12 protein-coding genes are annotated in these 12,395 nt (G+C 62.3%); 1 reads left to right on the top strand and 11 read right to left on the bottom strand.

Annotated elements, in window-relative coordinates; genetic code table 11:
- Positions 1–183: 183 nt before the first annotated feature.
- The 5 genes from ACIP8I_RS04635 to ACIP8I_RS04655 all read right to left on the bottom strand — a co-directional run bounded on the left by ACIP8I_RS04635 (position 184) and on the right by ACIP8I_RS04655 (position 4,128).
- On the bottom strand, positions 184–1,647 hold the full coding sequence (locus tag ACIP8I_RS04635; protein ID WP_400759036.1) for a GDL motif peptide-associated radical SAM/SPASM maturase: 1,464 nt from the start codon (positions 1,645–1,647) through the stop codon (positions 184–186).
- A 102-nt stretch (positions 1,648–1,749) separates the two neighbouring features.
- Complete coding sequence (locus tag ACIP8I_RS04640; protein WP_367084199.1) at positions 1,750–2,328, bottom strand: DUF1842 domain-containing protein; 579 nt, start codon at positions 2,326–2,328, stop codon at positions 1,750–1,752.
- A 41-nt stretch (positions 2,329–2,369) separates the two neighbouring features.
- On the bottom strand, positions 2,370–2,987 hold the full coding sequence (locus ACIP8I_RS04645) for a DUF1842 domain-containing protein (protein ID WP_400759039.1): 618 nt from the start codon (positions 2,985–2,987) through the stop codon (positions 2,370–2,372).
- Between the two features lie 34 nt (positions 2,988–3,021).
- Complete coding sequence (locus tag ACIP8I_RS04650; RefSeq protein ID WP_400759041.1) at positions 3,022–3,207, bottom strand: DUF1843 domain-containing protein; 186 nt, start codon at positions 3,205–3,207, stop codon at positions 3,022–3,024.
- A gap of 690 nt (positions 3,208–3,897) precedes the next feature.
- Positions 3,898–4,128: a hypothetical protein gene (locus ACIP8I_RS04655; RefSeq protein ID WP_400759044.1), complete on the bottom strand. Its 231-nt coding sequence runs from the start codon at positions 4,126–4,128 to the stop codon at positions 3,898–3,900.
- Positions 4,129–4,169: 41 nt separating this feature from the next.
- Here ACIP8I_RS04655 and ACIP8I_RS04660 point away from each other — a divergent pair, with 41 nt between their 5' ends.
- Positions 4,170–4,538 (top strand): lysozyme inhibitor LprI family protein, encoded by a 369-nt coding sequence (locus tag ACIP8I_RS04660; protein WP_400759047.1) that lies wholly within the window; start codon positions 4,170–4,172, stop codon positions 4,536–4,538.
- Positions 4,539–4,570: 32 nt separating this feature from the next.
- On the opposite strand, the gene ACIP8I_RS04665 is transcribed toward ACIP8I_RS04660, so the two are convergent.
- The 6 genes from ACIP8I_RS04665 to ACIP8I_RS04690 all read right to left on the bottom strand — a co-directional run bounded on the left by ACIP8I_RS04665 (position 4,571) and on the right by ACIP8I_RS04690 (position 12,392).
- The gene (locus tag ACIP8I_RS04665) at positions 4,571–6,700 is read right to left on the bottom strand and encodes a TonB-dependent receptor family protein (protein ID WP_400759048.1); all 2,130 of its coding nucleotides are present in this window, start codon (positions 6,698–6,700) and stop codon (positions 4,571–4,573) included.
- A 203-nt stretch (positions 6,701–6,903) separates the two neighbouring features.
- The gene (locus ACIP8I_RS04670) at positions 6,904–8,448 is read right to left on the bottom strand and encodes a class I SAM-dependent methyltransferase (RefSeq protein WP_400759050.1); all 1,545 of its coding nucleotides are present in this window, start codon (positions 8,446–8,448) and stop codon (positions 6,904–6,906) included.
- 87 nt (positions 8,449–8,535) lie between these two features.
- Complete coding sequence (locus tag ACIP8I_RS04675) at positions 8,536–9,408, bottom strand: GyrI-like domain-containing protein (protein ID WP_400759052.1); 873 nt, start codon at positions 9,406–9,408, stop codon at positions 8,536–8,538.
- 187 nt (positions 9,409–9,595) lie between these two features.
- Positions 9,596–10,090, bottom strand: a complete 495-nt coding sequence (locus tag ACIP8I_RS04680; RefSeq protein ID WP_400759053.1) for a PaaI family thioesterase — start codon at positions 10,088–10,090, stop codon at positions 9,596–9,598.
- An 8-nt stretch (positions 10,091–10,098) separates the two neighbouring features.
- Positions 10,099–11,256 carry a GGDEF domain-containing protein gene (locus tag ACIP8I_RS04685; RefSeq protein ID WP_400759055.1) on the bottom strand — a complete coding sequence of 386 codons (1,158 nt, stop codon included), beginning with the start codon at positions 11,254–11,256 and terminating at the stop codon, positions 10,099–10,101.
- A 107-nt stretch (positions 11,257–11,363) separates the two neighbouring features.
- Entirely contained in the window at positions 11,364–12,392 is a 1,029-nt protein-coding gene (locus tag ACIP8I_RS04690; protein ID WP_367084207.1) for an NAD(P)-dependent alcohol dehydrogenase, read from the bottom strand.
- Between the last annotated feature and the right edge of the window lie 3 nt (positions 12,393–12,395).

A 12,395-nucleotide genomic window follows, 5' to 3' on the forward strand; every position in this document is an offset into this window, starting at 1 on the left:
GGTCAGACTAGGCAGGAGGGGGGTATCGGTAAAATATTATTAAGCTGGGATGTGAATACAAATTGCTGAAGCAGAAAGGACAAAGCCAGTAAAACCGCGGCTTGCAGGGCGGGGGGAGAGTTGCCCCGGGCAGGAAAACCCGGGACAGAGTTGGAAAATATCGACTGCAGGGGCAGCAAGCGCTCAGTTCAAGTGACTGGGCGCGATGCCCAACAGCCCGGTCAGCGTGTTCATGATCGCCTGCTGCCGCACGCGAATGGTCTGGTGTTCGGCTTCGGCGGCGGCGACATCGGCGGCGCAATGCGGACAGATCACCTCGTGCGGATAGATGTACTGCAAGCAGCTGCGGCACAGGCTCAGTTGCGGGGCGATCCGGCCTTGTTCCGGCGATTGCTGGCCCTGATTGATCCACGCCAGTTTGATCACCTGACCGCTGTCGCTGACGCTGCTGACTTTTTCGCCGGTGTCGATGCGTTCGGTGATCAGATCGAAACGGCCCACGGCAAACGACTTCTGCGCCGCGTCCTCGACCTTGACGATGCGCTCGCGCAGCCCGCGCTTGTGCAACTCCAGGGTGCGGTAATGGCAGTAAGGGTTGTTGCCGGGTTTGCCGAGCAGTGAGTGCGAAGTCCAGGTGCAGCCGCCGCGACAGACATCGTTGTAGTAACAGCCCCGGCAGTAACCCCACATGTCATCCACCGAGCGCAGGCGACCGAAATGCATACCTTCGCTGTAGTGCCAGATGTCGTGCAGGCTCATGTTGCGCACGTTGCCCCCGGAGAAACCGACGGTCGCCAATGACGGGCAGCCCTTGACCGTGCCGTCGGCCTCCAGCGCCAGAACGGTCTGGCCGGCGGCGCAACCGGTCCAGTGCACGCGCTCGTCGCCGAAGCCGCGCCATAAATGCTCATACGGGCCGTAATAGCCGATGTTGTTGCCGACGTTCATCAGCAAGCCACGGTCGACGCCTTCGCGATACAGCCGCGCGAGCAGCGGCATCACGTCCAGCAGTTGATAGGGTTGCAGCAGCAGTTCCGGATGGTCCACCGCGTTGCCCATGGCGACGGTGATCTGGATCTGCCAGTGGGTGGCGCCGAGTTCGATGATCGTGTCCATCAGCGCCGGCAAGTCGGGCAGGGTGGCCGCGCCGATCTGGGTGTTGACGCTCACCGCCAGCCCCGCAGCCTTGGCCCGGCGCAAGGTGTCCACGGCCTTGTCGAACGAGCCGGGGACGTTGCGCACCGCGTCATGCAGCGGCGCGAGACCATCGAGGGAAATGCCCACGCCGTCTAGCCCGGCATCGACCGCTGCCTGCATTTTCGCCGGCGTCAGGTTGCGCCCGCCGGTCTGGATTGCGCAGTACATGCCGTGGTCGTGAATGGCCTTGATCAGTTGTGTCCAGTCCTTGCGCAGATAGGCTTCGCCGCCGATCAGGGTGATCTCGCGGGTGCCAAGCGCGGCCAGCGAATCGATGACGTCGAGGCATTCGCGGGTGTTGAGTTCGTCAGGCCGGCGATGCCCTGCGCGGGAGCCGCAATGCAGGCATTTCAAGTCGCAGGCCAGGGTGATCTCCCAGACCACATGCACTGGCACGTAGCGTTTGAGATCGGTGTCGCTGAGGTAACGGGCAGGGCGCACGTCTGACATGGGAAATCCTTGCGCACAATCCGGTGCGCGCGACGAAGGGATTGACCGCAGTTGAACAAGCCCCGGGCGAGATCCTTTGCAATCGCGCCCGGGGTCTGTCGGTTAGCGCGTTTCCAGACGCGCAATTTCCGCCTTCAGATGCTCAAGGGCACTGCGCAAGGCGCCCTCGTGCGCCACCTGTTGCTCGGCCTGTTGCACCACGGTTTTGAGTTGCGCCAGATTGCCGCCGGTCTGCGCCTGCTGCACGGCCACGGCGTACAGTGGCTGCGGATGCGGCGTGGGGTGCGGTTGCTCGCTGGGCGCCTGATGCACTGCGACGTGCTTGACGTCGTGCCACTGGCCCTGTTCTTCGTAGCGATAATCGACAAAGCCGCTGGCCCAGTCGCCGCCCAGAATGCCTCTGAGGTGGAAGGTCTGCGCAATCTGGCTAAGCGGGCCGCTCGGACCACCGTCGAGAGTGAGGATGATGTGGTTCTCGACGTTTGCAGTCAGTTTCGTTTCGGAAAAACTGCCCCAGACCTGAGTCCGGAAATTGACCGTCGGCCAGGTGGCCTGAAACACGCTGGCAATCCCGCTGACACGTTTGTTCACGGTATCGACCAGCAGATCAAGGTTCAGAACCGGTGCGCCGGGCAATGCATTGCTGATGCTGAGACGGGTGTGAAAAAGTCCAATCGACATGGTGCTACTCCCTAAGTGAATGGCGGATCAAGTGGCCTGACTCAGTGGTTCTGCAGCCGGCTGACCTCTTTCTTCGCGGTGTCCAGTGCGTCGCGCAATTTCGGCAGTTGCTCCAGCTGCTGTTCGGCGAGCCTGGCCAGGTTCTTCATCTGCGCCAGATCACCGCTGGCAATGGCGCTCTGGATCGGCGCGGCATACAGCGGCAGGATCGGTGGATGCGGGTTGATCACCGGGCCGGGATTGAACGGTGAAGGTATCGACTCCACCAGATGCGCCGGGGCGTTGTTGACCTCATGCCAGCGTTGCCCATCGAAGTAGCGATAGTTGGCGACACCTTCGCGCCAGTCGGTGCCCACCACCAGGCGCACATCGAAATTGATGATGGAGTTGGCGCCTGGGCCGCCGTGATTGCCTTGGGCGGTCACGAGGATTTTACTGACGCCGGGCGACATCACGGTGAGGTAGGTGTACTCGCCCCAGACGTCGGAGTGCACGTCGAGTGGCGGATTGGTCGCCTGGGTGATCGCCGCGGTGCCGTTGACTTTCGTATCGGGTGTCGAGACCAGCAGGTGCAGGGCCAGCGACTGCGCGCCGGGTGCGCCGGTGCCGATGCGATAGCTCACCGGGAACAGGCCGACATTTTCAGTAGAACCGGACATGTTGTTTGCCTCCGTTGCAATGTGATTGATGGCTTCAGGACTTTTCGTGCCTGGAAACTTCCCTGGCCCGTTTTTCGTACGCGTCTTTCAGGTCTGGCGCTTCAGGTTTGCTGGTGTCGCGTTGCTGCAACAGCGTTTTCATGTGCTGCACATCGCCTTGCTTGATCGCGCTTTGAATGGCGACCCCGTAAGGCGGGATGCTGGCCGTTGAACGGGACATAGCGAGGTTCCTCATCGGTGCTGCAAAACCGCCCCTTGCGGACAAGGGGCGCCGTACCTGACAGCCAGGCAGCCGCGACCAGCAAGAACAGCGGCAGGCGCTGTCTCGACGAGCGGGTTACCTGATCCGTCGGGATCTGATCGAGTGCGGGTTTCAGTGCGCGCAGTGCAGGCGTCAATACGCCCGGGCCGGCGCCAGCGTTCTCAGCCGAATCCGCCGGGCGGGATGTCGGGAGCGTCGCGTGTGGCCTGCCTGAGTGGCAGATGCAGAGAATTGACCGATACGTTGTTCATCTTTCTGTCCTTGATAGAACACAACGAAACGCAGGGATCAGTAGCGCGCTCGGCAAGAGCGCAGGAGAACCGCAAGCACAAAAACCATCCCTGATTGCTTTTCCGGTGCCGCTACGGGCGAGTGCCGATTCGACATTCGCTGGATGGCTGGCATATCGCCAGCGATGCAACCCTAGATGCGAATTTGCGGCCTTGCCAGAGAAAGCGCCGAACGGTTGTGGGCGAGAGATTGACGGCTCGCAGGACGTATCCGCTCAAGGGCGACAAACCGTTGAGCGGACGAGGATATTTCCAGGGGGAGAAAGGCCAAGGCCAGCGCAAAGCCGGATGGATTGATTGGCAATAAGCAATCCTTCCGCCCGGCATATCTCGTCAGCGCTGCCCTGTGGCTGGCGAGTCAATTGCCGTCGGCAACCTTGCGTTCGATCGCATCGGTCTTGCGCTTGAGTTCCTCGGCCTCTTGTTCTTTGGTGCGGATCGAGGTCGGCGTCAACACCTCGTCTACTGCTTTGGTGTCGTCGTCACTGTCCTGCAGATCGCGGCGAACCACATCCACCGGTTTGCCCGCAGCGTCGAGCGGAGGCGCGTTATGAGGGGTTGCAGGCTTGCAGTCGTCAGTGTTTTTCATTTTTCATACCTCCATTGGCTTACAACGTTGGATACGACGACATGACACGAGTTCGAGAAATTTCATCGGTGATTGGCGCGCTAGTCGGCGCCGGATTATGCCTGGCCGCCGATTCGGCCTGCGCCGCCAGTTTCGACTGCGCCAAAGCCCGGACAGCGGACGAAAAAGCCGTCTGCGCCAACCGCACGCTGAACGATCTGGACGTGACCATGGGCGAGCTGTTCAGCCTCGACAAACGCCTGCTGCCGATGGGCGGGCGCGACGCGCTGATCGGCGAACAGCAGGCTTTCCTGAAAAGCCGCAAGGCCTGTGGCGCGAAGGGCGGTTGCTTGACTGAGCTGTATCAGAAGCGGGTCGCGGCGCTGCGCAGCATCATCGAGACGCGGGTGATGACGCAGGGGCCGTTTTGAACCCGCTGCGTTTGTCTGGTCAGGACATGCCGTCAGAGCAAACTCCACGACACCCCGACATAAACCCCCAACCCTTCACCCGGCGTAGACCGCGCCGCGTCCTGGCCCTTGTCGTCATACCCCGGCGTGACCGTCGCGGCGTAGCGCTTGTTGGTCAGGTTGCGCAGGTCGAGCCAGGTCTGCCAGTCGTTTTTCGGCGCGTTGTAGCCGACGGTGGCGCCGAACAGTGCGTAGGGATCGGCGTAGTAGCTGTTGGCGTAATCCACGGCGACTTTGGACACCAGTTGCGTGTTGAACGCCGCGAAGAAGCCTTGCGGCCAGTCGTGGCGCAGTTCGCCCTGGTAGTAGTGCATCGGCAGGCCGGGCAGGCGGTTGTCGCCGAAACGCTGGTCGTCGCGGTAGTGGAAGTCGCTGAAGGTGTAGGCCTGGCGCAGGCTCAATTTACGTCCGTCGGGAGCCGACCACAGTGTGCTTTGCAAACTGGCTTCCACGCCTTGGTGCACGGTAGGGCTGGCATTGAGTTCGTACGGGGTGACGGCGTTGGCGTCCGGCAGTACCGACAGCAATTCGTGGCGCACCTGGGCGTAGTACCACGCCAGGCTCCACTGGCCGAGCGCGCTGTCGCCGCGGCCGCCGAGTTCGAGGGTGGTCGCGGTCTGGTTCTGCAGTTTGATCGGATCGCTCTGGGTACCGGTCGCCGCGCCGTTGCCGGCCGGGAAGCGGATGTTCGAGCTGTAGATCAGCGACCACGGGTGCGGTGCCTCGACCGAACGGCTGAGGTTGCCGAACAGTTGCAGGTCCGGTGTGACCTGATAGCGCAGGCCCAGACGCGGCGCGTAGTCCCAGTCGTTCAGACTGGTCTTGCCGCCGCCCTGCGGGTAGGTGACGGCACTTTCGCGGCGGGTGTAAATGGCGGCGAGGCCGGTGGTCAACCACAGGTCGTCGGCGATTTCCAGGTCGTTGCCCACGTGCAGAACGGTGTCCGAACCCTGATAGGTGAAGTTGCGCATGCGCGTGCCCGGCGCGTAGGCAGCGGTGTTGCCGGACGGGATGCGCACGAATTCACTGGCGCCGTCATTGGGCAGGTGCTTGGTGGTGCGCAGGCCCACGGTGCTGCGGCTTTCCATGCCGAACAGGGTGTCGCGGCGCTTGTAGTCGAACGTGCCGCTGACGTCGGTGTAGGCCACTTTCAGACGGTTCGGGCCTTCGCGCAGGTCCATCGGGTAGTCGTGATAGACCAGGCCGGTCTGAATGCTCGAATCGTCGTCGATGTAGTAGGTGGTCTTGTTGCCGATGAAGGTGCTGCCCGGTTGTTTGCGGCTGTCATCGCGCGCCACGTAGGCCGGGTTGGCCGCCCGTGGGTCGTGCTCGATCGAGTGTTTGGTTACGCGGCCGGCGAGGTCGTTGTCGGTCTCGCGATAGCGGATATAGAAGCGGGTTTCCAGGTTCGGATTGAAGCGATAGCCGAAGTTGGCGATCACGCCTTTGCTCTCGCTGGCGGTGTGATCCTGATAGCCGTCGGCGTTCGAGTCGGTCAGCGACACGTAGTAATCGAAGTCGCCCAGCACCTGCCCGGAACTCACCTGACGCTGCTGATAACCATGGCTGCCGGTGGCATAGCGCACCTGCAATTTCGGCGCGTCGTAGCCGGTGTGGCTGACGTAATCGATGGCGCCACCCAGCGCCAGTGCACCGCGATCAAAGCCGTTGGCGCCGCGCAGCACCTCCACATGGTCAAGCCACAGCGGTTCGAGCAATTCGTAGGGCGTGCCGCCGGGGCCGGTCAGCGGCAGGCCGTCGAGCATCGTGTACAACCCCGAAGCGTGCGCGCCCGGTGCGCGGTTGATCCCCGAACCCCGGATCGAAATCTTCACCCCTTCGTTGCCCGCCGACTGCGCGTAAACCCCCGGCTGATACGCCAGCACATCCTGATTGCTCGCCACACGGCCCTGCAACGGCTGGCGCATGTCGACCAGGTTGCTGCCGCCGGGCACCTGCGCCAGACGCGATTGGGCCTCGGCCACAGAGGCGTCGGCGCCACTTTGTTCTTCAGCCGAAATCAGCACCTGTCCCAGCTCCATGCTTTTGGGTTCCTCGGCCATGACCGGGCAGGCGAGGGCCAGGCCCAGCAGGGCAGAGGGCAGGGATTTGGGCGACGGCATCGAAGAAACTCCAGGCAGACAGGAACGGGCAATGAACAGTGCGACGCAAGAAGGAACGATGGAAACACATGGCAATTTTGCTTTTTTAACGGGGCGCTGCGTGGCAGGCGGGGGCAGGATGGCTCAGGAGGCGGCAGTCAGGGCCATACAGGCAGACGACTGGCCGCTTTCGATCGCGGCCAGTCGTCCGGCATATATCAGGATCAAGCGATCTTCAGCGCCATAAGAATGTCCAGCGGTGTCTGGGCAAACGCCCGGGCCTGTTCGGTCATCTCGGCAAGATTTTCTTCGGCCGTGAGCAGCGGCTGGTCGCCCTTGTGCAGCACTTCGCCCTGATCACCGATGACGGCCCACGCCAACTGCGCCCAGTCTTGCGGGTCGGTCATGCCTTGCTTGATCGAAATCAGGAACAGCTGCTGTACGCGGCTGATCGGCACGCCACCGCCGGTGACCGGGCTGGCCAGTACCTGAATGTTGCTGTTGAACAGGGCGCGCTTGCACAGTTGCAGGTTGAGGGTGTCACAACGTTCCTGCACCTGCCTTTCGGCGGATTCACTCTGGCACGGGGCGGCGACGCCCATGCCGATCAGCACGGTGACAGCTTGCACCAGGTCGTCATAAGCAACGGCGCCGACGGCCATCGACAATTGCTGCAAGGTTTTCGGGGTGTAGGCATTGGCGGCGAGCGCTGCGAGTACCGGGCGGTAAATCTCCGCTTGCAGCGAAGCGGCGCCCGCAGGACCTGTGACTGTGTCGGGAATGCTTTCAATGGCTTGCAACAGGACAAAACGGCTTCTCAGCAGGCCATCGCGCTGCTCGGCGGCAGACAGCCGATTGGCGCCGCGTACGTACAGATCCCGGCGGAAGTTCTGATTGATAAAGTAGTCGCGCGCCTGTTCGCGCATGATCGGGTGCTCGATACCTTGCAGAAAGTCCATGCCTTCTGCACTCAGATTCAGCGCAGCCACAGTGTCCAGCGGTACGGCCGTGGTGGCGTAGTCGAGTTTGGCTGCGGTCATGGCATCGACCACGTCGATGAAATACATGCAGTCCCAGTTGCGATTGAAATACTCATGGGCCACGTACTGACGGTTCTGGCCCTTGATGCTCTGCAACTGGGCACCCAGGGCCGGCGCCGTTCTGGCGTACTTCGGATTGGCTGCCAACAGCGTTTCGGAAAACTCCATCGCAGCATCGATGCGTTTGGCCGGGCTGGTCGAGGCCTGGCTGGCAAAGCGATTGTGCAGGCTGAACAGATTGCGCAGTGGCGCCGACGGCGACCAGCCCGGGAAACAGTTGTAGCTGACGTACAACATGCCTCCGGGCTTGAGGTGGCGACGGGCGAACTCGACGATCAGTTGCTGATTGTCGCGGCTGACCCAGGACCAGATGCCATGCAGGCTGATGCTGTCGAACGCCGGCAGATCATCGCGGGCCAGCAGTTGCTCGAAGCTGTCGTCATACAGGCGGGCCTGGCTGTTCCAGTCGTTCGCCAGCGCCATGGCATGCGCGGCCTGTGACGGCGTGAAGTCGGTGCCGACGTAGTTGCCCGGGTTGGCGGCGGCGTGGATGTTGATCGAGACACCCTGGCCAAAGCCGAGTTCGCAGTGGTAGCCACCCGCGCTTTCGAGGGTGGCAAAACCGCGCAACAACAAACAAAAACGCTGGAACACCGGGTTGATTTCCCGGCTGTACGAATAGGTGTAACCCTCATCGGTGAAATACCCTTCGTTCCAGGCATTGCTCATGGGTGCATCCTTAAATTCGCGAGTGAGAGTCGCTCTTATAAGGGGTTGGCATTGCGCACCACAAGCGGAAAAACATGTAAGTGAATCTTACGATTGCAGAGGTACGTAGACGTCTGTCTGCCACTGATCCTGTGGGGTCTCGGGATAGACGCTCAGGTAATGGAAAAACAGCGGATGATCACGTAATTCCTCACCGCTGGCCGGCAGCCAGTCACGGTAGACGGGATAGATGGTTTCGCCAATGTGATCCGGTGAACCCACATGCCGCACCACCACGCAACGCCCCCCGGGAATCACCAGTTCCCCCACGCCGAACGTATTGGGTGCCACCGGCTCATCAATCTCGCCACAGATGGCGAAGCGAAAATCCGCCGCCGCTGTGGTGTCGGGGTTGTTGTAGGGAATGCCGAAGGTTCGACTCGTGGCCACGGGCGACTGCCCGCTATGCATGCGCCAGGCAATGAATGTCTGCACGCTTTGTTGAACCTGCGCCGGCGCGCCGCAGTGCTCAAGCGCGGCGACCCGTACGCTGGGGAAATCGACGATTCTGGTTTGCATGATGACGCTCCTGGAAAAGTGAGGGATGGCGAATACCGCATTCCAGATCTGCCAGTTCGGTTGCTTCCTGAAGGCGCTCGGCGTCATGCCGAAGTCGCGCCGAAATGCGCGGCTGAAGGCTTCCGGGCTCTCGAAACCGGCTTCAGACGCGGCGTCCAGTATCGAATGATCCGGCTGCGCGGCCAGCCGATGGGCTGCCTTGCGCAAGCGCATCAATTGCACGTAGCGCGACACCGGCACGCCAACGAACGCGCTGAATTGCCGATGGAAGTGAAACGCCGAAAAGTTCGCCACCTGACTCAACGTGCTCACCGACAGGTCGCCCTCGAGATGGGCGTCGATGTAAGCGAGCACGGCGTTGAAACGTCGGGTGTAGGCGAAGTGGGTCGGCAGTTCGGACACTGGGTAAAGACTCCTGGAAGTGCGGTCTGCTATAGCCTCGACGATTTCGGGGCAGATGCGCCTAGCCGGGTTTGCTCAAGTGTCGCACCTGTAGGAGCTGCCGCAGGCTGCGATCTTTTGATTTTGAACCTCAAAAGCAGAATCAAAAGATCGCAGCCTGCGGCAGCTCCTACAGGGGAGGGGAGAGTCAGCGGCCGTGCGCTGCATCCGCCAGTTGCCCGGTGTCGACGCGTACGAACACTGAATCGCCAATTGCCGTCAGCACATCCCCGGCGTACACCTCGCAGATCACCCGGGTCTTGCGCCCGACCTCGCCCTCGACCCTGGCGCGCAAGGTCAGGGTGACGCCCATCGGCGTGGGTTTTATGAACTTGAGGCCGAGGTTGCCGGTGACGCAGTCGATGCGCGGCAGGCTGCCTGGTTCGCGTTGTTCGTGGCGATAGTGGTAAGCCATCGCGGTCCAGTTTGAATGGCAGTCGACCAGCATCGCCAGCAGGCCGCCGTACACCAGGTCCGGCCAGCCGCAGTATTTGTCGTCCGGCAGATGATCGGCCATAACGTGCACGCCGTCCTCGTGCCAGTAGCTTTTGACGTGCAAGCCATGGGGGTTGCGGCCGCCACAGCCGTAGCAGACGCCTTCGGGGGCGGCGAGGTCTTGCAGGGGAGTTTCGGAACGGCTCATGGGTCTGATCATCCTGAAGTGGTGAGCCCGGTCAGGCGCAGGCGATTGCGGCCGCCGCGCTTGGATTCGTAGAGTGCGGCATCGCCTTGTTCGATCAGCGCCGCCAGACTGGCCGGCGGCTTGTTGAACAGGGTGGCGCCGATGCTTAGCGTCACCGGCTCGGCAGTGGGAAATGTCTGGATCGCAATGCGCTGAAACTGATCGCGCAGGGTGTCGCCCAGTCTGACGATCTGTTCACTGGGCGCGTTGCTCAGCAGAATGACAAATTCGTCACCGCCCAAACGCGCGGCCAGCCCACCCTCGGGAGACTCGGCGCGGATCATCTCGCTCAACGCCACCAGCAAACGGTCGCCGGCCGTGTGGCCGTAGTGGTCGTTGACCAGTTTGAAATTGTCGATATCGATCAGCAGCAGCGCTCCGGGTTGCTCTGAACAGACCTCCCGCAGCAGGCGCGGGGCGCGCACTTCAAGGGCGCGACGGTTGAAGAGGGCAGTCAGCGGATCACGGGCGGCCAGTCGGGCGATCTGCTCTTCGCGCCGATAGCGTTCGGTGCCGGTCATCGACAGCGCGATCAGCATGATTGCCATCGCGCCCTCGACCAGCGAGATCTGGATGATTTCGCCACGGAACGCGGCCAGGTCGATCAGGGTGCCCGGGATCATCACGGTCAGGGCCTTGGCCACATAGAACAGCCCGTGACCGAGCAACACGTAGCGCAGTTGCACCGCGCCGACGCTCAGCGACTTGCCATGCGGGCGCAACAGCAGACTGGCCTTGAGCGTCGTGGCGGCGACCAGCAGCGAGTTGGCAGCCAGCATGACTTTCGACCACAGCGGCCCGTCCGGCAGCAACAGCATCACCAGCCAGCAGATGAAGATCAGGTACCAGGCCGGTGACAGGCGGATCTGCGTAAAGCGCGCCACCCCCAGCAGAAACAGAAAGTGCGCGGTCACCAGCAAGCCGTTGGCGAACCAGATGCCGATCAGCAGAAAACCGTTGCTGCGCAGCAAGGCCAGGGTAGAGCCGATGGTGATCGTGGCGAAACCGGCGCTCCAGAACAGCAGCGAAGGCTCACGAATGCTGCGCCACTCGACCGCCAGGTACAGCGCGGCAGCAGCTGCGAGAGCGATCGAGATGGTCAGCATCGTTGGTGGGTCGAGCGGCATTTCTTGGGGAGCCTGTCTGAAGGTCGGTTAGACGGGCGATTGTAAGCGTTTGGGGGCGTTTTGGCAGGAGGTGCGGCATCTGCGCAGGCAGACGCCGCACGCAATCGTCACTGGCTGGCGTCCAGCACCACGCGGTAGCGCGCCTTGCCACTACGCAGATGATCGACCGCCTCGTTGACCTTGCTCATGGGAAACATCTCGACCTGCGGCAGAATCTGATGCCGGGCGCAGAATTCGAGCATGGTCGCCATGGTGCCGGGCGAGCCGACCGGGGAGGCGGACAGGGATTTCTGCTGCGGGATCAGATCGAACACATGCACCGGAATCGCGCTGGGCACGATGCCGACGAAATGCAGCCGGCCATTGCCGCGCAGGGTGGCGAGCATCGCTGTCCAGTCGAGGTCGGCGTTGGCGCTGATCAGCAAAAAGTCCAGGGTGCCGGCAATCGCTTTCAGCGCACTGCTGTCGGTCGAGGCCACGACGTTGTGCGCGCCCAGACGCCTGGCTTCGTCCTGCTTGTTCAGTGAAGAAGTAAACGCGGTGACCTCACAACCCCACGCATTGAGAAAGCGCAGCGCCAGATGACCGAGGCCGCCGATGCCGACAACGCCGACACGGTCGGTGGGTTTGACGCCAAACTGCAGCAGCGGGTTGAACACGGTGGAACCGGCGCAGAACAGCGGGCCGACCATCGCCGGATCAAGATTGGCGGGCACCGCAATCGCCCACGCCCAGTGCGAACGCACCCGATCGGCGAAACCGCCGTTGCTGCCGATGATGGTCGGTTGCGCAGTGCCGCACAGTTGTTGCGAGCCGCTGATGCAGGACGAGCAGTGCATGCAGCTGCCCTTGTACCAGCCGATGCCGACGCGCTGGCCGAGTTCGAGGCCGCGCACCTGCGGGCCCATGCGCACGATTTTGCCAACCACCTCGTGGCCCGGCACGAACGGGTAGCGGCTGATGCCCCAATCGTTATCGATCAGCGACTGATCGGAGTGGCATACACCGCAGTATTCCACGGCGACCTCAACGTCCTCTTCGCCCAAGGGGCCGGGATCGTAGCTGTAGCGCTCCAACGGGGCGCCGGCGGCGGTGGCGGCCCAGCCGTTGAAAGTTGCGGGTTCGCTGTTGCTCATGGG

This window comes from Pseudomonas sp. NPDC088414, from assembly GCF_044753325.1.
In the GTDB taxonomy this organism is placed as follows: domain Bacteria; phylum Pseudomonadota; class Gammaproteobacteria; order Pseudomonadales; family Pseudomonadaceae; genus Aquipseudomonas.

Excerpts from the sequence above, each read along its gene's own strand:
- ACIP8I_RS04635 (WP_400759036.1), bottom strand. The coding sequence starts at position 1,647 with ATGTCAGACGTGCGCCCTGCCCGTTACCTCAGCGACACCGATCTCAAA.
- ACIP8I_RS04640 (WP_367084199.1), bottom strand. The coding sequence starts at position 2,328 with ATGTCGATTGGACTTTTTCACACCCGTCTCAGCATCAGCAATGCATTG.
- ACIP8I_RS04645 (WP_400759039.1), bottom strand. The coding sequence starts at position 2,987 with ATGTCCGGTTCTACTGAAAATGTCGGCCTGTTCCCGGTGAGCTATCGC.
- ACIP8I_RS04650 (WP_400759041.1), bottom strand. The coding sequence starts at position 3,207 with ATGTCCCGTTCAACGGCCAGCATCCCGCCTTACGGGGTCGCCATTCAA.
- ACIP8I_RS04655 (WP_400759044.1), bottom strand. The coding sequence starts at position 4,128 with ATGAAAAACACTGACGACTGCAAGCCTGCAACCCCTCATAACGCGCCT.
- ACIP8I_RS04660 (WP_400759047.1), top strand. The coding sequence starts at position 4,170 with ATGACACGAGTTCGAGAAATTTCATCGGTGATTGGCGCGCTAGTCGGC.
- ACIP8I_RS04665 (WP_400759048.1), bottom strand. The coding sequence starts at position 6,700 with ATGCCGTCGCCCAAATCCCTGCCCTCTGCCCTGCTGGGCCTGGCCCTC.
- ACIP8I_RS04670 (WP_400759050.1), bottom strand. The coding sequence starts at position 8,448 with ATGAGCAATGCCTGGAACGAAGGGTATTTCACCGATGAGGGTTACACC.
- ACIP8I_RS04680 (WP_400759053.1), bottom strand. The coding sequence starts at position 10,090 with ATGAGCCGTTCCGAAACTCCCCTGCAAGACCTCGCCGCCCCCGAAGGC.
- ACIP8I_RS04685 (WP_400759055.1), bottom strand. The coding sequence starts at position 11,256 with ATGCCGCTCGACCCACCAACGATGCTGACCATCTCGATCGCTCTCGCA.
- ACIP8I_RS04690 (WP_367084207.1), bottom strand. The coding sequence starts at position 12,392 with ATGAGCAACAGCGAACCCGCAACTTTCAACGGCTGGGCCGCCACCGCC.